Source organism: Rhodoferax ferrireducens, assembly GCF_049302455.1.
Taxonomy (GTDB): domain Bacteria; phylum Pseudomonadota; class Gammaproteobacteria; order Burkholderiales; family Burkholderiaceae_C; genus Rhodoferax; species Rhodoferax ferrireducens_B.
This window is the reverse complement of the sequence record NZ_JBAQMD010000066.1, coordinates 69,936-90,826: the sequence shown is the minus strand read 5'-3', so window position 1 is coordinate 90,826 and position 20,891 is coordinate 69,936. Positions and strand designations below refer to the sequence as shown.

Annotated in this window: 17 protein-coding genes and 2 tRNA genes; 4 read left to right on the top strand and 15 right to left on the bottom strand. The window is 60.1% G+C overall.

Going from position 1 to position 20,891, the window contains the following annotated elements; genetic code table 11:
• Positions 1-39 precede the first annotated feature (39 nt).
• Positions 40-2,196, bottom strand: coding sequence for a methylmalonyl-CoA mutase (gene scpA / locus WA157_RS11885; protein ID WP_422621155.1), 2,157 nt, complete (start codon positions 2,194-2,196; stop codon positions 40-42).
• A 154-nt stretch (positions 2,197-2,350) separates the two neighbouring features.
• On the opposite strand from scpA, the gene WA157_RS11880 reads away from it, so the two are divergent.
• Positions 2,351-2,998, top strand: a complete 648-nt coding sequence (locus WA157_RS11880) for a GntR family transcriptional regulator (protein ID WP_422621154.1) — start codon at positions 2,351-2,353, stop codon at positions 2,996-2,998.
• 8 nt (positions 2,999-3,006) lie between these two features.
• Here the strand turns inward: WA157_RS11880 and WA157_RS11875 are convergent, their stop codons facing one another.
• From WA157_RS11875 to WA157_RS11815, 13 genes are all read right to left on the bottom strand, one after another.
• Positions 3,007-4,287 carry a DUF3443 domain-containing protein gene (locus tag WA157_RS11875; RefSeq protein ID WP_422621153.1) on the bottom strand — a complete coding sequence of 427 codons (1,281 nt, stop codon included), beginning with the start codon at positions 4,285-4,287 and terminating at the stop codon, positions 3,007-3,009.
• Positions 4,288-4,291: 4 nt separating this feature from the next.
• Complete coding sequence (locus WA157_RS11870) at positions 4,292-4,789, bottom strand: DUF2844 domain-containing protein (RefSeq protein WP_422621152.1); 498 nt, start codon at positions 4,787-4,789, stop codon at positions 4,292-4,294.
• A complete protein-coding gene (locus WA157_RS11865) occupies positions 4,789-5,004 on the bottom strand; it encodes a hypothetical protein (RefSeq protein ID WP_422621151.1) in 216 nt (71 codons plus the stop codon). The genes WA157_RS11870 and WA157_RS11865 overlap by 1 nt, the downstream gene beginning before the upstream one ends.
• Before the next feature lie 339 nt (positions 5,005-5,343).
• Entirely contained in the window at positions 5,344-6,477 is a 1,134-nt protein-coding gene (locus tag WA157_RS11860) for a branched-chain amino acid ABC transporter substrate-binding protein (protein ID WP_422621150.1), read from the bottom strand.
• Between the two features lie 160 nt (positions 6,478-6,637).
• The gene (gene putA / locus WA157_RS11855; protein WP_422621149.1) at positions 6,638-10,723 is read right to left on the bottom strand and encodes a trifunctional transcriptional regulator/proline dehydrogenase/L-glutamate gamma-semialdehyde dehydrogenase; all 4,086 of its coding nucleotides are present in this window, start codon (positions 10,721-10,723) and stop codon (positions 6,638-6,640) included.
• Between the two features lie 135 nt (positions 10,724-10,858).
• Entirely contained in the window at positions 10,859-11,572 is a 714-nt protein-coding gene (locus tag WA157_RS11850; protein WP_422621148.1) for an RES family NAD+ phosphorylase, read from the bottom strand.
• Positions 11,532-11,912 carry an antitoxin Xre-like helix-turn-helix domain-containing protein gene (locus WA157_RS11845; RefSeq protein WP_011465091.1) on the bottom strand — a complete coding sequence of 127 codons (381 nt, stop codon included), beginning with the start codon at positions 11,910-11,912 and terminating at the stop codon, positions 11,532-11,534. Before WA157_RS11845 ends, WA157_RS11850 begins: the two co-directional genes overlap by 41 nt.
• Before the next feature lie 235 nt (positions 11,913-12,147).
• A tRNA-Arg gene (locus WA157_RS11840) sits at positions 12,148-12,224 on the bottom strand.
• 184 nt (positions 12,225-12,408) lie between these two features.
• A complete protein-coding gene (locus WA157_RS11835) occupies positions 12,409-13,284 on the bottom strand; it encodes a 3-keto-5-aminohexanoate cleavage protein (protein WP_422621147.1) in 876 nt (291 codons plus the stop codon).
• Positions 13,281-15,245, bottom strand: coding sequence for an acetyl/propionyl/methylcrotonyl-CoA carboxylase subunit alpha (locus WA157_RS11830; protein WP_422621146.1), 1,965 nt, complete (start codon positions 15,243-15,245; stop codon positions 13,281-13,283). The genes WA157_RS11835 and WA157_RS11830 overlap by 4 nt, the downstream gene beginning before the upstream one ends.
• Positions 15,242-16,066 carry an enoyl-CoA hydratase/isomerase family protein gene (locus WA157_RS11825; RefSeq protein WP_422621145.1) on the bottom strand — a complete coding sequence of 275 codons (825 nt, stop codon included), beginning with the start codon at positions 16,064-16,066 and terminating at the stop codon, positions 15,242-15,244. The genes WA157_RS11830 and WA157_RS11825 overlap by 4 nt, the downstream gene beginning before the upstream one ends.
• A gap of 8 nt (positions 16,067-16,074) precedes the next feature.
• Complete coding sequence (locus tag WA157_RS11820; RefSeq protein WP_422621144.1) at positions 16,075-17,229, bottom strand: acyl-CoA dehydrogenase family protein; 1,155 nt, start codon at positions 17,227-17,229, stop codon at positions 16,075-16,077.
• Between the two features lie 47 nt (positions 17,230-17,276).
• Positions 17,277-18,887 carry an acyl-CoA carboxylase subunit beta gene (locus WA157_RS11815; RefSeq protein ID WP_422621143.1) on the bottom strand — a complete coding sequence of 537 codons (1,611 nt, stop codon included), beginning with the start codon at positions 18,885-18,887 and terminating at the stop codon, positions 17,277-17,279.
• Positions 18,888-19,053: 166 nt separating this feature from the next.
• On the opposite strand from WA157_RS11815, the gene WA157_RS11810 reads away from it, so the two are divergent.
• The 3 genes from WA157_RS11810 to WA157_RS11800 all read left to right on the top strand — a co-directional run bounded on the left by WA157_RS11810 (position 19,054) and on the right by WA157_RS11800 (position 20,118).
• The gene (locus WA157_RS11810) at positions 19,054-19,350 is read left to right on the top strand and encodes an SCP2 sterol-binding domain-containing protein (RefSeq protein ID WP_422621142.1); all 297 of its coding nucleotides are present in this window, start codon (positions 19,054-19,056) and stop codon (positions 19,348-19,350) included.
• Between the two features lie 23 nt (positions 19,351-19,373).
• Entirely contained in the window at positions 19,374-19,904 is a 531-nt protein-coding gene (locus WA157_RS11805) for a MerR family transcriptional regulator (RefSeq protein WP_422621141.1), read from the top strand.
• 138 nt (positions 19,905-20,042) lie between these two features.
• A tRNA-Lys gene (locus WA157_RS11800) sits at positions 20,043-20,118 on the top strand.
• A gap of 256 nt (positions 20,119-20,374) precedes the next feature.
• On the opposite strand, the gene WA157_RS11795 is transcribed toward WA157_RS11800, so the two are convergent.
• Positions 20,375-20,884, bottom strand: a complete 510-nt coding sequence (locus WA157_RS11795) for a hypothetical protein (RefSeq protein WP_422621140.1) — start codon at positions 20,882-20,884, stop codon at positions 20,375-20,377.
• Positions 20,885-20,891: the final 7 nt, after the last annotated feature.

Genomic DNA, 20,891 nt, shown 5'->3' with positions numbered 1-20,891 from the left:
GAGTGCCCTTCGACAAGCTCAGGGCGAACGGTTTGAATTTCAGGCAATGGCCTTCTTGATCTGCTCCAGCACATCTTTGGCGCTGGCCGGTATCGGTGTGCCGGGGCCATAAATGCCCTTGACGCCAGCCTCATAAAGCATCTCGTAGTCCTGGCGCGGAATCACGCCGCCTACGAACACGATGATGTCGTCGGCGCCCTGCTTCTTGAGTTCGGCAATGATGGCGGGCACCAGGGTTTTGTGGCCCGCCGCCAAGGTGCTCACGCCGACGGCATGCACGTCGTTTTCAATCGCCTGGCGGGCGCATTCTTCGGGGGTCTGGAACAGCGGGCCCATGTCCACGTCAAAACCCAAGTCAGCAAACGCCGTGGCCACCACTTTGGCGCCGCGGTCGTGGCCGTCCTGGCCGAGTTTGGAAATCATGACACGCGGGCGGCGACCGTAAGCCTCGGCAAAAGCGTTGATTTCAGTCTTGAGGGCTTCCCAGCCCTCGGCGGAGTCATAAGCTGCTGCATACACGCCGGTCACCTTTTGTGTGTCGGCGCGGTGGCGCCCATAAATTTTTTCCATGGCATCACTCACCTCACCCACGGTAGCGCGCAGGCGCATCGCTTTGATCACCAGATCCAGCAAATTGCCTTCACCCGTTTCCGCTGCAAAAGTAATAGCTGTCAACGCTGCATCCACGAGGGCTGGGTCCCGTTTTTGCTTGATACTTTTGAGACGCTCGATCTGCCCGTCGCGCACCGCCACGTTGTCAATATCGCGCGATTCAATCGCATCTTCGGTCTTGAGCTTGTACTTGTTGACGCCGACGATCACGTCTTTTCCGCTGTCAATACGCGCCTGCTTTTCGGCCGCAGCGGCTTCAATTTTCAGCTTCGCCCAGCCGCTGTCAACGGCCTGGGTCATGCCTCCCATGGCCTCGACTTCTTCAATGATGGCCCAAGCCGCATCCGCCATGTCTTGCGTCAGCTTTTCCATCATGTAGCTGCCAGCCCAGGGGTCGATCACATTCGGAATATGGGTTTCTTCCTGAATGATGAGCTGGGTGTTGCGGGCAATGCGCGAGCTGAATTCGGTGGGCAGCGCAATGGCTTCATCAAAGCTGTTGGTGTGCAGACTTTGCGTGCCGCCAAACACGGCCGCCATCGCTTCAATGGTGGTGCGCACCACGTTGTTGTAGGGGTCTTGCTCGGTCAGGCTCCAGCCACTGGTCTGGCAGTGGGTGCGCAGCATCAGCGACTTGGGCGACTTGGCGTTGAAGCCTTTCATGATGCGGCACCACAGCAGACGCGCGGCGCGCATCTTGGCCACTTCCAGATAGAAGTTCATGCCGATGGCCCAGAAGAAAGAGAGCCGCCCGGCGAACTCGTCCACATCCATGCCCTTGGCAATGGCGGTCTTCACATACTCCTTGCCGTCGGCCAGCGTGAAGGCCAGCTCCAGCGCCTGATTGGCGCCGGCCTCCTGCATGTGGTAGCCGGAAATCGAAATCGAGTTGAACTTCGGCATGTTCTTGGCCGTGTACTCGATGATGTCGCCAATGATGCGCATGGAAGGTGCAGGCGGGTAGATGTAGGTGTTGCGCACCATGAACTCTTTCAGAATGTCGTTCTGAATGGTACCGGAGAGCTTGTCCTGGCTCACGCCCTGCTCTTCGGCCGCCACCACGTAACCCGCCAGCACCGGCAGCACGGCACCGTTCATGGTCATGGACACGCTCACCTTGTCCAGCGGAATCTGGTCGAACAGCACCTTCATGTCTTCGACCGAATCAATCGCCACGCCCGCCTTGCCCACGTCCCCTGTCACGCGGGGATGGTCGCTGTCGTAGCCCCGGTGGGTCGCCAGGTCGAACGCCACGCTCACGCCCTGCCCGCCCGCGGCCAGCGCCTTGCGGTAAAACGCGTTGGATTCTTCGGCGGTGGAGAAACCGGCGTATTGCCGAATCGTCCAGGGCCGCACCGCGTACATGGTGGCCTGCGGTCCGCGCAAGTAGGGCTCAAAGCCCGGCAAGGTGTTGGCGTAAGGCAGGTTTTGGGTGTCGGCAGCGGTGTAAAGCGGCTTGACCGTGATGCCGTCCGGCGTGTGCCAGTTGAGTGCCTCCACATTGCCGCCCGGTGCGGATTTGGCGGCCGCTTTGGCCCAGGCCTCAAGGCTGGCAGTCTGAAATTCAGGGTTGTTTTGGGTCATGGCAGAGGCCGTTCGCAATGGGTTGATCAAAATCAATCGGGTACCGGATGATCACGGACCTCTCTAGCCCGTGCTTGTCTCGATACGGAGATGAGAGTTTACGTTATTTATAATTATTGATTCAAAAAATTATTTCAAGCTTAGAATTCGCCCCATGTCAGCACTTTCGCTTTCTCCCCGCGCACTCTATGAAGAGGTGGCTGAACTCCTGCGTCAGCGCATTTTCGCGCGTGAGCTGGCGCCCGGGAGCTGGATTGACGAGCTCAAAATTGCCGAAGCCTATGGCATCAGCCGCACGCCGCTGCGTGAAGCGCTCAAAGTGCTGGCGGCCGAAGGCCTGGTCACCATGAAGGTGCGCCGTGGTGCTTATGTGACCGAGGTGTCCGAACGCGACTTGTCAGATGTGTACCACCTGCTCAGCTTGCTGGAATCTGATGGTGCCGGCGTGGTGGCAACAACGGCCACGACACCCCAGATCGAAGAGCTGCAGGCGCTGCACCTTGAACTGGAAGCAGCTGCCGCCCCGGACCGGCAAGACCGGGAACTCTTTTTTGAGATCAACGAACGCTTTCACATGCGCTTGCTGGAGATTGCCAACAACCGCTGGCGCGACCAGATGGTGACCGATCTGCGCAAGGTGATGAAGCTCAACCGCCACAACTCGCTGCTGAAATCAGGGCGCATCGAAGAATCACTGAACGAACACCGTGCGCTGATGGCGGCCATTGCGTCACGGGACGCGGCACTGTCCGTGCGGCGGATGCAGGAACACTTCAAGAACGGCCTGGAAGCCGCCAACTGAACCGTGGTTCAGAAGGCGTAAAAAGGGCCGGTTCCCAGCGTCGATGCCTGCCCCTCGATGCCAAAAAACACCCGTCGGCCGTAAAAGAAGGGCAAACCCCAGTCAAAGGTGGACGGATGGCCAGGGATGTCACCCGCCAAGGTTGGAAATACGTGATTGCGAACTGTATTGGTTCTGCTGGCAAACAAGTCCGTCGCGTTGCCAATCGGAAACAAGAGCTCGGGACTCGACGCCCCTTTCGCGTCCACCAGCGTGGCTAACAAGGTGGTGGGTGACGTTGGACAATAGAAACCGTCTCCACATTTTTCAATGGCGGATTCAAAAAACAAGCCATTGGAGCCCGAGTCGATAAAGCTGCGGGTAAAGTTAGGCAGGTTTTGTCCTGCCAGCACGGTGGTGAAATAGCCGGACGAGTCTGGGGTCAGAACGGTGACAGAGGCGAGTGACTGCGTGCCGATGCCAAAAGTCAGGATGCCGTCCCAGGTGGGAACTCCGGTTGAGGTGATGGCTGGCAAGGCAATCTGCACGCCGTTGTTATCGGTATCAAACAGGGGCACAGGGTTTTGCACCTGTTGGTCAAGACTTGTTGTCTTCGCACCGGTGATGACCGTGCAATTGGCGTCAGTGCAGGTGTAATAAGAACCGTTGTTGACAATGTTATTGCAGCGTTCCCCACAGTCTTCCTTGAACAATCCAATCCCAAGGATGCCGTTCGCGCCAAGCGCCTTTGCTGTGGTCATCGCGGTGCCGCCGACCGAACATGTATCAGCCGGGCTGTTGAAGGACGGGTCTGCGATGACTTGAATCGGCACACTGGCGGCCGTTTTGCCCCCCAGCACAACATCGGCCCTCACCACCGGGCCCCAGGCAAAGCTGAGGTCGACAAACTGCGCGCAATTGATCAGCGGTAAACCGCCCGTTACTGTCTCACGATCCAAATTCAAGGCAGGTGCCATCGCGCTGGACAAAAGCCGCAGGCCAAATGAGCCGGTATCCACCAGCACATGGTTGATGGTCTGGCATTGCGTGGGACTGCCGGCAGAGCTCATACCGGGATAGCAAACGGTCACATCGGTATACAAGCGGTTGACGTTGTAGACCGTGTCGTCTGGGCCCGCGTCGACATAGATGCGGAGTTCGTTGTTCTTCACCCCAGGCGCAATGGTGGGCAAACTATTTAGCGTGGGCGCTCCTGGTACGCTGATCGGAGCAGGCGCTGACCCGCCGCCGCCACCGCCGCAAGCCGTGACGAGCGTCGCAACCAGCACCAACGCGAGGACGCGATTCAAATATTTATTGCAGTACATCTTTGATATTCAGACCGGCTGGGATCAGGGCCGGCGCATAGGCATGTCCAAAAAAATTTCGCATCCGGCCACTCGATTGAATGACGAGGTCGGGATGCTCAATGCTCACCGGTCCACCGCGTCGTCCCGCAGCGCGAACCCGCTCAGTTTCCAGTTTGAAGGTGTTGAAATAAGTGCCCAGCAGGGCACTCAAGTCCGGCAACACCGGCCCCTGCCACGACACCGCAAAAACAATTCCGGCAGGCGTCGCATATTCGCGAACGCTGGTTCCATTTTCAAGCTGAACCTCGTGAAGCGTGTAGAGACTGCCTGGGGCCACGGGTGTAACAGCCTGCATTTTTGCAGCGGGCACCGCAGCCGACGCTGCGCCAGCCCCGGCTACCGAGGGTGACTGCCCCAAAGTGGCAGTCGCCGCGCCCGCGCTGATTGCCAGTAACAAACCGAGCAACAGCCGAAGCTGATTGAGCAAGTAATTCATGTTCATCATTGATCCGGCGACTCGGGCCGCTTCTGTTGCATCGCCTCTTCAACCGAGCGCTTGACCTGGTCTTGCAATTGCTGGCTTTGTTGCCGCGGCGTACCCACGGGCGCAGAAACGCCAGCCTGGGTTGCGGGCGCTGTGCCCGACACCACGCCCAACTGTTTTTTGGCCAGCAGCCCAACGACGACAAGCGCCACCAACAGACCCAAAATACCCATACCCGCTCTCATATTTCACACCTCTTTCTGGCCCTGCGCTGAACAGGTCATCCTTTAGCCCCCCTCATGTCACCTCTCTGCGGCGACGCAATTGGGCGACCCAAAGAGCTTCGATTATTACCAAGGTCGAACATCCATCAGGCGAGCCAACCAGAAATTTATATGTTTTAGGGCTCTAGCCCCCGTGAATACTGGATAGATAGCTATCAATACAGAAGCAACAAAGCTCTGGCATTACAGGGGGCTTTGGGCATTGTCGGGGCAGGCGGGGCAACACCCGCACGGGCGTTGCCATTTGAAATAATCGTTTACAACTTTTTTCGCCGCCCGCCCTGAACCTCAATAACTCGCCAGGGGAACCGGCAAGGCATTCTTGAAGGTATAGACCGTGATCGGCGCCTGCTTCATATTGCCTTTGTCGTCATAAGCATAGTTGCCGGCAATTCCCTTGTAAGTCGACTTGTAGATCTCTGCGCCGACTTTGTTCGGGTCGATGGAGTTGGCCTTCTGCATGGACTCGCCAATGAACATGGTCTGGTCATAAAAAGGCGCTGCATAAACATCGGGGTCCAGGCCAAAGCGCTTCTTGAACTTCGCCTTGAAAGCGGGGCCACTGGCGGCCTTGTCCAGAATCGAACCCCCCTGGGCACAAAACACAACATCGTTGACCGCTTCACCACCGAGCTTGCCCATCTCGGGGCTGCACAGCGTGTCGCCGCCCAACAACTTGGTCTTGATCGCCAGTTGCTGCAATTGGCGCGCCAGCGGCCCGGCCTGCGGTGCATAGCCGCCGAAGAAAATGGCTTCCGGCTTCTTGGCCTTCAAGGTGGTCAAGATGGCGGTGAAGTCCGTCGCTTTATCGGTCGTGAATTCCTGGCCCACCACACTGAGCCCCAGATTTTTGGCTTCTTTGGTGAATTCTTCGGCCACGCCCTGGCCAAAGGCGGTGCGGTCGTCGATCACGGCAACCGATTTGACCTTCAACACCTTGGCCGCATAAGCCGCCATGCTGGCGCCAATCTGGTTGTCGCTGGCAATGATGCGAAACAGGTTCTTGTAGCCGCCTTGGGTGACTTTGGGGTTGGTGCCCACGGTCGACAGCATGGCGCCGCCCTGGCTGTACAGGCGTGACGCAGGAACTGCAACGCCGGAGCAATACGGGCCCATGACAAATTTGACACTGCTATCGACCAGCTTTTGCGCCACCATGACGCCGGCTCTAGGGTCGCATTGGTCGTCTTCGGATTGCAGTTCAAATTTCAAGGTCTTGCCGCCGACTGTGATTTTCTTGCTGTTGAGGTCCTCAATGGCCAGGCGCACACCGTTTTCATTGTCTTTGCCGGCAAAGGCGTTGGCGCCTGACAAGGGGCCGGTCAGGCCAATGACGACTTTTTGTTCCTGCGCATAAGCATGGCTTGCAAAGGCAACCGCCAGAGCGCCAAAAAGGGGAATGAATGTGGTTTTGAGTTTCATGTTGGTTTCCTGAAAGTGAAGGGTTTGGTGTTGGGTTTTGATCTGCGCTGCGCTCGATCCCCACCTCATGGCGGCGTCTTGAATTTCATCGATCTCTCCTCGTTATGGGTTGTGGTGAATCAAGAAACGGCGCCTGTCCGGCGCCTGAGAATGTTGGGGGTCAGTCCATCGTCATGAGCTGCGCGTTGCCGCCTGCGGCTGCGGTGTTGGTGCTGATGCTTTGCTCGTGCATCAGTGCGCTCAGGTCGTAGCACGCGCCGGCTGCCAACTGCGCCGGTGACAGGCTTTCAATACGCACAATAGCGCCGGCCTGCTGCGCCACGCGGGGCGACAGGGCCTGCAAGGCGTCGCCATCGCCCTCAAACAACATGGCGCTCAAATGCGGCTCGCTGCGCAATTGATCGGCGCTGCGCTGCTGCACGAAGCGCAGCACCTCGGGCGGCAGCGTGTTGAGAATGCGCGCCACGACACTGTCGCCGGCGGGTGTTTCGATCCAGCACGGGTTGCCGCTGGCCAGGGCCGCTGCCAGCTGGTGTACAAGCCCAAGCGCCGTTTGCGGCACGGCCCAGACCGCGCCACGCGGCAGCAGTTGGTAACGGTTCGACTCCCCCGTGGGCCCCGGCAGCATGAAGGCCTGGCCGAGCACACTGCAGGCAAGGTAGGCTTCGCACGCGGCTGCGCCTTGAGCGGCGTCAAAGCTGCCCAGTGCACCTTGCGCTGCCGCCAGCATTGGCCCCTGCAGGCTCGCCATCAGACGCTGCAAAGCCTGCAGCGCGGGATGCGCGGCCAGCTGACGATCAAAGCTGCCAGGCACAAGCACGCGACTGGCGGGCGAGACTGCCAGCGCGGTCAGCCCCGGGTTGCTCTGCGCATCGTCCTCCTGCAGCAGCCGGTACACATAGAGCGGTCCGCCGGCTTTGGGCCCCGTGCCTGACAAGCCCATGCCGCCAAAGGGTTGCACACCAACCACGGCCCCGATCACATTGCGGTTGACGTAAATATTGCCAGCCTGCACCTTCTGGGTGACCTGGGCAATGGTTTCATCGATGCGGCTGTGCACACCGAAAGTCAGGCCGTAACCGGTGGCATTGATGGCGTCCAGCACGGCGTCGAGGTCGTCACGCCGGTAGCGCAACACATGCAGCACCGGGCCAAACACTTCACGCTGCAGACGCTCAATGCGGTCGATTTCAATCAGGGTGGGCATCACAAAATGACCTTGTGCCCCGCTCTCATCGCGTGCCATGCGTGTGACCGCTTGACCGTCTGAGCGCATGCGCTCAATGTGCTGCTCAATCTGCGCGCGCGCATCCTCATCGATCACCGGACCCACGTCGGTGTGCATGCGGTCCGGATTGCCCATGACCCACTCGCGCATGGCGTCCTTGATCATGCCGATCACGCGCTCGGCCACGTCTTCCTGAATGCACAACAAACGAAGCGCCGAGCAGCGCTGGCCGGCCGAGTCGAAGGCCGACGACAGCACGTCGCCCACCACCTGCTCGGCCAGTGCCGATGAGTCGACCACCATGGCATTCTGGCCGCCGGTCTCGGCAATCAGCGGGATGCAGCGGCCCTGCCGGCTCAGGCGCTGTGACAAAGTCTGCGCGATCAGGCGCGCCACCTCGGTGGAGCCGGTAAACATGACACCCGCCACTTGGCGGTGCGCCACCAGCGCGGCACCCACGACTTCACCGGTGCCGGGAACCAGTTGCACCGCATCCGTCGGCACACCGGCTTCGTGCAGAATTTTCACCATCAGGTCGGCCACCAGCGGCGTCTGTTCCGCCGGTTTGGCCAGCACACAGTTGCCGCTGGCCAGCGCTGCAGCGACTTGACCGGCAAAGATCGCCAGCGGGAAATTCCACGGGCTGATGCACAGCACCACTCCCAAGGGCCGCTGCGTCTGGTTGTCAAAAGTGGCTTCCACCTGTGCTGCGTAATAGCGCAGAAAGTCCACCGCCTCGCGGATTTCTGAAATGGCGTTGGGCAGCGACTTGCCCGCCTCGCGCACGATCAAGCCCAGGATGCTTTGCGTGCGCTGCTCCAGCAGGTCAGCCGCGCGCTTCAGGCAGGCAGCGCGCTCCTGCGGCGGTGTGACCTGCCAGATCTGCGTGGCGCGGGCCGCGCGGTTGACGGCCAATTCCACCTCCGCCACTGTCGCCGGGCGCACCCAACCGACCTGGTCGCGCGTGTCGGCCGGGTTGCACACCGCTTGCCAGCCATCAGCGGCTGCCGTTTGCGGGTTAACGTGCGCCACGCCAGCGACCGTGGCAGCGGCTGCGTAGTTGCCTTGTGTGCTGCGCAGCAAACCTGCGGCGAGCGAGGCCAGCTGTTGTTCGTTGGCCAGGTTCAAGCCCGAGGAGTTCAGGCGCGACTGCGCGCCAAGGGCAGCAAACAACTGGCGCGGCAGCGCAATCTTCGGGTGCGGCGCGCCGAGCTGGCCCGCCTCAACTTCTATCGCCTGCGCCTCCAGCACCGGGTCGGCCACCAGCTCTTCCACGCGCACCTTGGGGTCGCCGATGCGGTTGACAAACGAGGAGTTGGAGCCGTTCTCAAGCAAACGCCGAACCAGGTAGGCCAGCAGCGTCTCATGCGTGCCGACCGGCGCGTAAATGCGGCACGGGCGCCCCAGCTTGCCGTCAGCGACTGTGCCGGTCACCTGTTCATAGAGCGGCTCGCCCATGCCGTGCAGACACTGGAATTCGTACTGACCCGCGTAGTAATTGTTGCCGGCCATCTGGTAAATCGAAGCCACGGTTTGTGCGTTGTGGGTGGCGAACTGGGGGTAAACCGCCTCCGGCGCGGCCAGCAGCTTGCGCGCGCAGGCCAGGTAAGAAACGTCGGTATGCACCTTGCGCGTATAGACCGGGTAGCCGTCCAGACCGTCAAGCTGGGCGCGTTTGATCTCGGCGTCCCAGTAGGCGCCTTTCACCAGGCGGATCATCAAGCGGCGGCCGCTGCGGCGTGCCAGGTCGATCACATGGTCGATCACATAAGGGCAACGCTTGAGGTACGCCTGCACCACGAAGCCGATGCCGTTCCAGCCTTTGAGCCTGGGGTCGAAACACAGGCTTTCCAGCAGGTCCAGTGAGAGTTCCAGCCGGTCGGACTCTTCGGCATCGATGTTGATGGCGATGTCGTACTGGCGTGCCAGCAAGGCCAGTTTGGTCAGGCGCGGCAGCAACTCACCCATGACGCGGTCGCGCTGGGCGCGGCTGTAGCGCGTGTGCAGCGCCGACAGCTTGACCGAGATGCCCGGACCTTCAAAGATACCGCGGCCGTTCGACGCCATGCCGATGGCCCGGATCGACTGCTCGTAGGAGGCCACGTAGCGCTCGGCGTCAAGCTCGGTGGTAGCGGCCTCGCCCAGCATGTCGTAGGAGTAACGAAAGCCTTTTTTCTCCAGCGCGCGGCTGTTGGCCAGCGCCTCGGAGATGGTTTGCCCGGTGACAAATTGCTCACCCATCAGCTTCATGGCCCGGTGCACGCCCTGGCGGATCAGTGGTTCGCCACCCTTGCCGATCATCCGCGTGAGCGCGCTCGCCATGCTCTTCTCGCTGGCGGTGGCGGTGAGCTTGCCGGTCAGCATCAGGCCCCAGACGGCGGCGTTGACGAACATCGAGGGCGAGTTGCCCAGATGCGAATGCCAGTCGCCGTGGCTGATCTTGTCGCGAATCAGCGCATCGCGGGTGGCGTTGTCGGGGATGCGCAACAGCGCCTCGGCCATGCACATCAGCGCCACGCCTTCCTGGCTGGAGAGTGAGAACTCCTGCACCAGCGCTTCCACGCCGCCGCTGTCCTTGTTGCTGCGCAGGCCTTCTACCAGGCGGGTGCCGACTTCCGCAATGGCCACGCGCTGTACCGGGTCGGTCACGTGGGCCAGTTGCACCAGCATCGGCAGACATTCAGGCTCAGGCCGGTGCCAGGCGGCCGTGATGGCGGCACGCATCTCGGTCTGAGGCAACACGTTTTGTGCCCAGTCAAGGAAGGGCTGCGGCGCGGAGAGTGCGGGACTGGCTGGCAGCGTCAAGTCGTCAGCGTCGTCAACCTCGACTGCCTCAACCATGCCGGTTGCACCTGCGGTTGCAACTTGCGGTCGATGGCCGCGCTCGATGCCCTCCACATACTGCAAGACCGCCTGTTTGATCAGCCAGTGGGAGGTTCGGCCCTGCAATGTGGCTGCGTCCTTGATGCGTGATCGCAGGGTTTCATCGACCTTGATGCCGAGCGTGACTGTGGCCATGGTTGCACCTTTTTATAAAACTGGTTGCACCCAGTTTAATTTAGGTGCAACCTATTTTTAATAAGGGTTAACCCTGCTAAAAAAGTAAAGCTCTCTGTCCACGGGCCATCTGGACCCCATAAAAAACCTGTGCCGTCACCAGTCAGCGGCGGCAAATATCATGGACTCCTTGTCGCGCCGCCACGTGACTGAATCCTGGTGCACGGCGAGCCACCAGATTTGCATCAAGGGATGCGGTTTGGACTTGGCAAAGGCTTGCGGCGTGAGAAGTGCGAGGCACCAGGCCGGATTGGGGTCGCGCACAGACTGGTATTGAATTCCGCCAAGATTGGCCTTGCGTGCCACCTGGGCAATGGCCTGGGTGGCGGTGTAGTCGGTGGGATGCAGCCAATAGGGTGCATCTAGACTGAACGGTGCCTGGCGCAGATCGACCACCTGGGTTTTAACATCGGCACGGAAAGCGGTGTGCGCGACCGGCTCCAGCTTTTCCAGGTCCACAGCGTCTTTGAGAAACTTCCAGCGCCAGTAGCCCAGCTCCGCGCTGGCGGTACGCACCGACTCTGCGCCATAGAACACGCCGGGGTCGGTGATCGCCCTGAAACGGGAGCCGCCGCGCAAGGGGCTGTAGCGAAACGGGGTGGCCAGCAAGTAGTCGAGCTTCAGGGCGCCGGCGGGCGGGGCGGGTTTACTGCCTTCCAGCAGGGACTCCAGCAGGTCTTGCTCGTCGTGGTTGTCAACGATTTTCATGGTGGAGGCAATGTGCTGTGCCTCCACCATGCGCCACACGGCCCCCGCCCAAGGGCGCGCCTCAGACGAGAGCGCGGCTGGCGTCCAGGTATTGAACGACACGGACCAATCCTTCAGTGTTGCGAATGAGTTCGATGGGCTTGGCATTGAGCCCCCGGTTGTCACTGGTGAGCCATTTGCGCGCAGTGGACTCGTCACCCACGATAGAGTCGAGCGAGCGGAACACGCGCACAAAAAGCAGCGCAAAGTCCCACTCTTTGCGCTTGGGGTCAAGCAGGTAGTTGCCGCTGTAGAGCCGGGTGATCGTGGGCGGGCTCACGCCCAGCACCTTGGCCAGCAAGGATTTGGAAACGTCCAGACGCTCGGCGGCGCGAGCAACCGCCTTGCTGAGAACGGCTGCGGCTTCTGGTTTTTTGATGACTTGTTGATCGAGGGCAGGCATGAGGCTCGCTCCTGTATTTGGTTTCTACGGAAATAATATAGTACTATTATTCCTGCAGAAAGTAAAACAAGGGGATGCGGATCATTTGGCCGGTGCTTGGGTGCCCGGTAAAGAAAACGCCCCAACAGCGGCGGCACCTGTCTTTAGATGTGCGCGGCTGGCAATTCCATGGCCTGGTGATCTGGGAGTGGTGTGCTGAGTGACGAAGTCCTGAGACTGCCGCGCTTTTTTATGATGGTCTGCCCGGAGGGGATCGAACCCCCGACCCACAGCTTAGAAGGCTGTTGCTCTATCCAACTGAGCTACGGGCAGCCGCACGAGGACTATACCCGACGGACTCAGCCAGCATACATTTTCTCGACCACGTCGCGGTGGCGCTCCAGCACCGCATTGCGCTTGATCTTCATGCTTGCCGTCCATGCGCCCGTTCAATGTTGCACGCAAAGTACAAGGCATAAGCCCAGCAAGCTGGGGGCCTGGCTGGAAGTGGCGTTTGTCAGTGCGCCAGTCCGAGCAGGAGCCGCGCTTCTGCCGGGCTGGCCACGGATCGGCCAGCGTTGCGGGCGCATGCCGCCAGCGCGGTGATCAGCTCGCCATTGCCGCTGGCCCGGTCCCCATTGGCCAAGTAAAACGTATCTTCCAGTCCAGTGCGCAACATGCCACCCATGTCGGCGGTTTTCTGATGTACCGGCCAGATCTCGCTGCGCCCAATCAGCGTGGTCTGCCAGATGCTGTTCGGTGCCATCCAGCGGGGGATGAGTGCAAGCAGGTCGGCATCACACGGCATGCCCGACGCCACACCCATCACCAGGTTGTACTCGGCTCGTCCCATCGCGGGTTTGAGCATCCCGGCCTTCAAATACATGCCGACCGAGCGCACGATGCCAACGTCAAAACATTCGAATTCGGGGTGCACGTTGCAGTCTTCCATGACATCCAGAAACTGCTGGACCTTGGCCACCGGGTTGTCAAACACCATCGGGGGCCAGGCCCACTGACCATCGTCCTTGATCTTGAGGTAGTTCAGACTGCCGGCATTGCAGGCCGCAATTTCAGGCTTGACGCGGCGGATGCAGGCCAAGGGGCCCGAAATGTCCTTGCCGACCACGCCGGTCGTCAGGTTGATGATGACACCGGGACAGGCCGCGCGGATGGCATTGACCACGGTCTCAGCCACATCAGGCTCCCAGGACGGCATATGGCCCATGCCCTCTTCCTGGCAACGCACGTGGACATGCATGATGGAAGCGCCCGCATTGAAGGCGTCACGCGCCTGTGCGGCCATCTGGGCCGGGGTCACCGGCACCGGGTGTTGCTTGGGGTTGGTCAGCACCCCGGTCAAGGCGCAAGTCAGAATCGCTTTGTCCATCATGTTTCCTTTTCGTCTTCCAGTTCAATTTCGATCAGCAGGGCACCCGATTCGACCTGCTCGCCAACTTTCACGTGCAAGGCCACCACCGTGCCGGCGGCCTGTGCCGTCAGCCACATTTCCATCTTCATGGCTTCAACGCACACGAGGGCCTGCCCCTCTTTGACGCCCTCACCGACCGCAAATTGAATTTGCGTGACCTTGCCGGCCACAGGGGACAGCGCCCGGGTGGCGTCCAGCGCCGCGTCTTTGCCTGGAAATGGCGACACTTCATGAAAGACAAAAGAGGCGCCTCCCAACGCGATGTGCAACTCCTGCTGATGCTTGACCGCCACCGCGGTTCGCGTTACGCCATCGATCTCGAAGCGCAGCCTGCCATCTTTGAAGTCGATGATCCGCACCAGATGCTTTTGGCTTCCCAAAGTGACCGTCACCTGCCCCGACCGGTCCGGGTGAACCCGAAGCGTTTGCGTGAGCTCATCGCAGCGCAAAGGCATATCAAAGGCCGCCACACTGTCGGCACGCCAGTTGGCACCGTTTTGCATGGCAAAGCTTGCTGCCACAACGCACCAGGCTTCGTCGCCCGGGAGCGGACGCTGCAGCAACGCCTCGCCCGCCTCTTGCCACTGGTCAATCAGGGTGGTGGTCATCGCCGCAGCACGAAATGCCGGATGGTTCACCAGATCAGACAAAAACCGGCCGTTGTTGCGCAGCCCGAGCAGGGGTGCGTCCTCTAGGGCGACGCGCAAGCGGCGGATCGCCTCATTGCGGTCACGCCCATGCACAATGACCTTGGCCACCATGGCGTCGTAATAGGGAGAAATTTCACTCCCTTCTTCGATGCCGTCGTCAATGCGCACCCCGGCCAATAGGGCTTGCTGGGGACGCCACCAGCGCACCGTTCCAGTTTGCGGCGCAAAGCCGGCGTATGGGTCTTCGACATACAGGCGCGCCTCCATCGCATGGCCCGTCAGTTTGATGTCGGCCTGAGTTGCCGGCAGGGGCTGACCGGCCGCCACCAGCAGTTGCCACTCCACCAGATCAAAACCCGTCACCAGCTCGGTCACCGGGTGCTCGACCTGCAAACGGGTGTTCATTTCCAGGAAATAGTGCTTGAGGTCTGCATCCACGATGAACTCGACCGTGCCCGCCCCGCGGTAACCCACGGCCAGAGCCGCCGCGACCGCATCCTTGCCCATGGACTCGCGTAGCGCCGCATTGACGACGGGCGACGGCGCTTCCTCGATCACTTTCTGCCTTCTGCGCTGGGCCGTGCAATCGCGCTCGCCCAGATACACGGCATGGCCGTGCGCATCGGCAAACACCTGGATTTCAATATGCCGACCGTTGTCGATCAAGCGTTCCAGCATCAAGGTGCCATCGCCAAAGGCGTTTTGCGCCTCACGCCGGGCAGCCACAATGGCCTGTTTAATTTCGCCAGCCTCACGCACCAGGCGCATACCACGGCCACCACCACCCGCCACCGCCTTGACCAGCAGCGGGAAACCGAGTTTCAACGCTTCCTCGGTCAGTCGTGTGTCGTCCTGCTCTTCACCCAGATAGCCTGGCGCGCAGGGCACACCGGCGGCGATCATGCGACGCTTGGCCAACGCCTTGTCGCCCATCGCCTCAATGGCAGCTGGGGGCGGGCCAATAAACACCAGCCCGGCATCCAGGCAGGCCTGGGCAAAGCCCGCGTTTTCGCTCAGGAATCCGTAACCGGGGTGAATGGCATCGGCACCGGTCTTGCGCGCGGCCTCCAGCAAGGCATCCACCCGCAGGTACGAATCGGCTGCCGCAGAGCCCCCGATATGGACCGCTTCATCGGCCAGCCGGACGTGCGGCGCGGTCTTGTCAGCATCACTGTAGACAGCAACGGTTCGATAACCCAGGTTGCGCGCGGTTCGTATGACGCGACAAGCGATCTCGCCCCGATTGGCAATCAGAATTTTTGAAAAGCTCATTGACTAGCCCAGCTTGGTTTGCGCTTTTGCAGAAAGGCGGTGGTGCCTTCCAGCCCCTCGGGGCCTTGTGCGGCGCGGGAAAAAATGAGGGCCGCCTCTTGCACCAGGCTGGCAGGCTCGCGCAAGCGTGCTTTGGCCATCAGCGCCTTGGTGGCGGCGACGGCTCCTGGGGCGCAGGCTTGAATATCCATCAGGACGTCTGCCAGTGCGGCATCAATCTGCTCTGGCGCATGGACGGCATGCACCAAGCCAATCGCCAACGCCTTGGCCGCATTCAGACGCCCGCCCGTCACCGCGAGCCGCTTGGCCTGCGAATAGCCCAGACGCTCGACCAGGAAGGGTGCGATCTGGGCCGGCACCAGGCCCAGGGCCGTCTCGGGCAGACGAAATGCGGCCGATTCACAAGCCAGTGCCACATCCGCCACACAGGCCAGACCCAGTCCACCACCCATCACACTGCCCTCCAGCACCACCACCAGCGCCAGCGGCGTTGTGGCGTAGGCAACACAGAGCGCCCCGAACTGCGCGTTGGCCTGTGCCACGGCGTCCAGCGCCACGCCTGCTTCACTTGGCTCGGGCGTGTTCTGCCTAGCCCGCAGGCGCGCCGCGGCCATGTCCTGCAAATCGGCACCCGCGCAGAAATGCCCACCCGCGCCACGCAACACCAGCACGCGAACGTTGCCAGCGGCCTCCAAGGCAGCAAGCGCTGAGCGCAACTCTGCCACCATCTGCAGTGACATGGCATTGCGCAATGCCGGGCGGTTCAAGGAAATATGGGCCACAGCCCCCGTCTTCTGGACCTTTATAGCTTCGTAATTCATAGCACCTGTCATTGCCCTTTGCCCGGCAGGGTGCCCTCTAACTTGCAGATGATGCCCAGCATGATCTCGTCGGCACCGCCGCCAATCGAGATCAAACGACTGTCACGGTAAGCCTGCGAAATCGGGTTGTCCCTGGTGTAGCCCATGCCGCCCCAGTACTGCAGGCAACTGTCGGCCACCTCGCGGCTCAGGCGACCGGCCTTGAGCTTGGCCATGGAAGCCAGCCGGGTCACGTCCTTGCCCGAGATATAGGATTCGACCGCGCGATAGGTCAAGGCGCGCAAGGCCTCGACTTCGGTGCGCAGCTCGGCCAACCGGAAGTGCACCACCTGGTTGTGCAGAATCGGCTTGCCGAAGGTCTGGCGTTGACGGGTGTAGTCAATGGTTTGATCGATCAAACGGTCCAGTGAACGCAGGCAGCCGGCGGCCCCATACAGCCGCTCCTCCTGGAACTGCAACATCTGGAACATGAAACCCATGCCCTCCTGCCCGATCAGGTTGCGTTGCGGCACGCGCACATTGTCAAAAAACAATTGCGCCGTGTCGGATGAGTCCATGCCGATCTTGTGGATCTTCTGCCGCGTGACACCGGGACTGTCCAGGCGCACCATGATCAGCGACTTGTTCTTGTGCACCGAACCTTCCGAGGTATTGGCCAGCAGACAGCACCAGTCTGCCTGCATGCCGTTGGTGATCCACATCTTGGAGCCGTTGATGAGGTAGTCAGCGCCGTCCTTTTTGGCTGTGGTCTTGAGCGCCGCCACATCCGAGCCACCGCCGACCTCACTGACGCCAATACAACCCACCATGTCTCCGGCGATGCTGGGGGCCAAAAACTCGCGTTTGAGCTCATCGGAGCCAAAGCGCGCCAAGGCCGGCGTACACATATCGGTTTGCACGCCAATCGCCATCGGCACCCCGCCCGCATTGCATTCACCGAGCGCTTCGGCCATCACCATGGAGTAGCTGAAGTCCAGCCCCATGCCGCCGTATTCCACCGGGTACTTGATGCCCAGCAGCCCCAGGTCGCCCATCTTCTTGAATAATTCATGCGCCGGGAACTGGCCCGCCGCTTCCCACTGCGGCAGGTGCGGATTGATCTCTTTGGCAACAAACTTGCGCACCGTGTCGGCAATCTGTTCGTGTTCAGGGGTGAATTTCATAAAGACCTCTCGGTTAAATAACTAACTTGAAATCGAAAATAGTTGTTCTATAGACGCGCCACGCCAAAGGTATTGGCGCGCAGCTGGCGGCTCTGCGCCTCATCCGCCAAGGCCAGACAAAGCCCAAGCAGCCGGCGCGTGTCGCGCGGATCGATGATGCCGTCGTCCCACAGCCGTGCGGTGCCAAACAGCGCCGCAGACTCCTTGTCCAGACGCAGGCGCAAGCCATCTGACATGGCCTTCAGGGCTTCCTCGTTGGCGGTCATGCCGGTGCGTTCCATCTTGGCGCGATTGACGATATCCATCACCTTGGCCGCCTGCGCGCCGCCCATCACGGCGGTGCGGGCCGTGGGCCAGGAAAAAATGAAATTCGGATCAAAGCCCCGACCGCACATGCCATAGTTGCCCGCCCCGTAGGAGCCGCCCAGCACCACCGTGAACTTGGGCACCCGCGCATTCGCGACCGCCTGAATCATCTTGGAACCATGCTTGATGGCGCCATTGCGCTCGGCCACCGAACCGACCATGTAGCCGGTCGTGTTTTGCAGAAAAATCAGCGGCGTACCGGTTTGATCACACAGCTGGATAAATTGCCCGGCCTTGGTAGAACCACTGGGCTGAATCGGACCGTTGTTACCCAGAATGCCCACCAGCCGACCCTGCACACGGGCATGGCCGCACATCATCTCGCTGGCGTACTCGGCCTTGAACTCCAGAAAATCGGAGCCATCCACCAGCCGCGCAATCACCTCGCGCACATCGTAGGGCTCGCGCTCATCGGCAGGCACCAGTCCCATCAAGTCCTGCTCGTCGTACAGGGGTTCGACCCAACTTGTCTCAACCGGCGCCAGATCCCACTTCAACTTGTCCAGCACTTCACGCGCCATGCCAATCGCATGGGCATCGTCCTCACACAGATACTCACCCAGACCCGTCACCTGCGCATGGGTCTCGGCGCCGCCCAACTCGTCTTCGGTGCAATCTTCGCCAATGGCGGCCTTCACCAGCGGCGGGCCCGCCAGGAAGATATTGGAGCGCCCGCGCACCAGAATCACATAGTCCGACAAGCCGGGCAGGTACGCGCCCCCTGCGGTGGAAGAGCCGTGAACAACGGCTATTTGCGGCAGACCTTGCGCCGACATCCGCGCCTGGTTGGCAAAGCTGCGCCCGCCCTCAATAAAAATCTCGCTCTGGTACATCAGGTTCGCGCCACCGCTCTCCACCAGATAGATCACCGGCAACTTGTTCTCGCGCGCGATCTCCTGCGCACGCAAGGCCTTGCGCAAGCCCATCGGCGCCACCGTGCCGCCCTTGACCGCGCTGTCACTGGCAGAAATCAGGCAGCGCTTGCCCGCCACCACACCAATGCCAACGATGGAGCCACCCCCGAGCACCGATTTTTTTCCATCGTCATCGTGCATATTGAGACCGGCCAATCGGCTGAGCTCCAGAAACGGCGAACCACGGTCGAGCAGGCGGGCCACCCGCTCCCGCGGCAGCAACTGGCCGCGCGCCTCGAACTTGTCACGCTTGGATTCGGACTCGGCAATCACCATCTGCTCAAGACGCTGGACTTCAGAGAGCAATTCACGCATGCGCCGCGCGTTGACGCCAAACGCGTCGGATTTGGCATCGATCTTTGAACGAATAACAGGCATTGGATGTGATCCTCTTGATTGCTCCGTATTAGACGTGATGGTGACGTTAACGTCAACCTGATTGCGTATAGGTATTTCCCCTATACTTCGCGTCATGCGGCCCTGATAGCATCCAGCCGCGATCAATGCTTTGCATTTGATGCCCACTTTTTTCACAAGGAACACCATGAACCTCGAAGCCTGCACCGAAACCATTCGCACCAAAGTCGGCACCGACAGCGGCCTTGACGCCACCCTGAAATTCGACTGCGGCGAGGATGGTGTCATTTGTATTGACGGAAAGTCCGCGCCCAACACCGTCAGCAACATCAACCTGGATACCGACTGCACGGTCGGCATCACGCTTGAAAACCTGAACGCCATGCTCGCCGGCGATCTGGAGCCCGCCACCGGCTTCATGATGGGCAAGCTCAAGGTGACAGGCGACATGGGCGTCGCCATGCGTCTGCAGCGCGTCATCTGACTCTCTCAATCCGGACTCCAGGCGTGGCGTTAACCACTTCTCGGCCCAGGTCGTCGCGACCACGCCCCCAAGGTGTTCGCACGGTCACGCCTACGCCGAGTGACGCGCAGGCTTTTGTCGACTCACACCGTGACGAGGGAACGGCCGAGTTGTTCGGTATTACCGAGTTGTGCAAGGAGTTCGGCATCACCTTGCGCGCGCTGCGGTTTTATGAGGACAAGGGGCTGCTGGCTCCCAGGCGGATCAACGGAGCACGCGTTTACACCCGGCGCGACCGCGCCCGACTGGCGCTTATCCTGCGGGCAAAAGCCATCGGCTCACCCCTGTCGGAGATCAAACGCTATCTGGATTTATATGGCGACCACGGCGAAGGCCGGGCACAACAGCTCACCTACGTCATCGACCGCACCGATACCGCCATCCATGAACTGGAGCAAAAGCGTGCCCAGATCGACGAAACGCTTGCCGAACTGCAACTCATCAATGCCACCTGCCGCAAACATTTGCAGGACCGTCGACAAGTTGAGGGCAAACAGCGAAAAGTCGCTATTTGAAGCCCTGTGCTCATGGCGATATTGCGCGGTAGCGCAACTCTCGAACTAACAGGCAAGCATTCGACTTTGGAACGGTCAAAAATGACGCTATAATTTACGGCTTTGCAGCGTATCGAAAGCTTCGATTCAAAGCAAGAAGGGATGTTAGCTCAGTTGGTAGAGCAGCGGACTTTTAATCCGTTTGTCGTGGGTTCGACCCCCGCACATCCCACCAATTAGCCCGCATGGGCATTGAAAAGCCTGCTACTTAATTGTTAGCAGGCTTTTTTGTTTCTGGCGCTGGTGACAGTTTGAGCGTCGATGCTTTTTTATTCCATGAATGACAAATATTCTTCTGGTATTCCAAAAAGCTGCTGTGGTGGGCCTTATCAAAGCTGAACTGACGAGAAAGTTTTTGGCAAAATTTGCTTGCTTCCAAGGCGTCATCAGTACTGTTCTGCGTCATTGGCGTTGATCAACGATGTTCGGCATCAATGTACGAAGTGCCACACCCCAAAACCGATGCCACCGTACATCAATCCGGAAACGGCACCAACCTTGATGTCGGTGGTTGATGGAATGCAGGAAAAAAAAGCACAAGCAGTCACGTATCCAGACGCAACCCAAATCAAGTAATTGGTCGCATGGAAAGTTGGCAGCGTCCAATTCACGTATAGCAGCCAACCGATACCGAGCATCAACAGTGGAGCAAATGCGACCGGTGCAGCGTTCCAAATATTCAGATTGCTAAAGCCAACCGAACCCAACACCCAAGTATTCCTTTCTCGCTTGGGGAAGATTGAAAACGACTTGGGCTTGGCGAAAAGAACCAACCCCACCATCCCATGCAATGCTTCATGCATGGCCGTACCGGGAAGGCTGATAAATGCAAGCTGCCACTTTGAATAGCGGGTCGACCGCATGACGACTAACCATGTCAGGATCAGCACGGCTGACGCAAGCGCCTCAGTCGTCAAATAGAAGTTATCGGGCAGGCGCATGCTGGCG

Bases quoted from the DNA above. Each gene is read 5' to 3' on its own strand.
- scpA (WP_422621155.1), bottom strand. From the start codon at position 2,196: ATGACCCAAAACAACCCTGAATTTCAGACTGCCAGCCTTGAGGCCTGG.
- WA157_RS11880 (WP_422621154.1), top strand. From the start codon at position 2,351: ATGTCAGCACTTTCGCTTTCTCCCCGCGCACTCTATGAAGAGGTGGCT.
- WA157_RS11870 (WP_422621152.1), bottom strand. From the start codon at position 4,789: ATGAACATGAATTACTTGCTCAATCAGCTTCGGCTGTTGCTCGGTTTG.
- WA157_RS11865 (WP_422621151.1), bottom strand. From the start codon at position 5,004: ATGGGTATTTTGGGTCTGTTGGTGGCGCTTGTCGTCGTTGGGCTGCTG.
- WA157_RS11860 (WP_422621150.1), bottom strand. From the start codon at position 6,477: ATGAAACTCAAAACCACATTCATTCCCCTTTTTGGCGCTCTGGCGGTT.
- putA (WP_422621149.1), bottom strand. From the start codon at position 10,723: ATGGCCACAGTCACGCTCGGCATCAAGGTCGATGAAACCCTGCGATCA.
- WA157_RS11845 (WP_011465091.1), bottom strand. From the start codon at position 11,912: ATGCCTGCCCTCGATCAACAAGTCATCAAAAAACCAGAAGCCGCAGCC.
- WA157_RS11835 (WP_422621147.1), bottom strand. From the start codon at position 13,284: ATGATGGACAAAGCGATTCTGACTTGCGCCTTGACCGGGGTGCTGACC.
- WA157_RS11830 (WP_422621146.1), bottom strand. From the start codon at position 15,245: ATGAGCTTTTCAAAAATTCTGATTGCCAATCGGGGCGAGATCGCTTGT.
- WA157_RS11825 (WP_422621145.1), bottom strand. From the start codon at position 16,066: ATGAATTACGAAGCTATAAAGGTCCAGAAGACGGGGGCTGTGGCCCAT.
- WA157_RS11820 (WP_422621144.1), bottom strand. From the start codon at position 17,229: ATGAAATTCACCCCTGAACACGAACAGATTGCCGACACGGTGCGCAAG.
- WA157_RS11815 (WP_422621143.1), bottom strand. From the start codon at position 18,887: ATGCCTGTTATTCGTTCAAAGATCGATGCCAAATCCGACGCGTTTGGC.
- WA157_RS11810 (WP_422621142.1), top strand. From the start codon at position 19,054: ATGAACCTCGAAGCCTGCACCGAAACCATTCGCACCAAAGTCGGCACC.
- WA157_RS11795 (WP_422621140.1), bottom strand. From the start codon at position 20,884: ATGCGCCTGCCCGATAACTTCTATTTGACGACTGAGGCGCTTGCGTCA.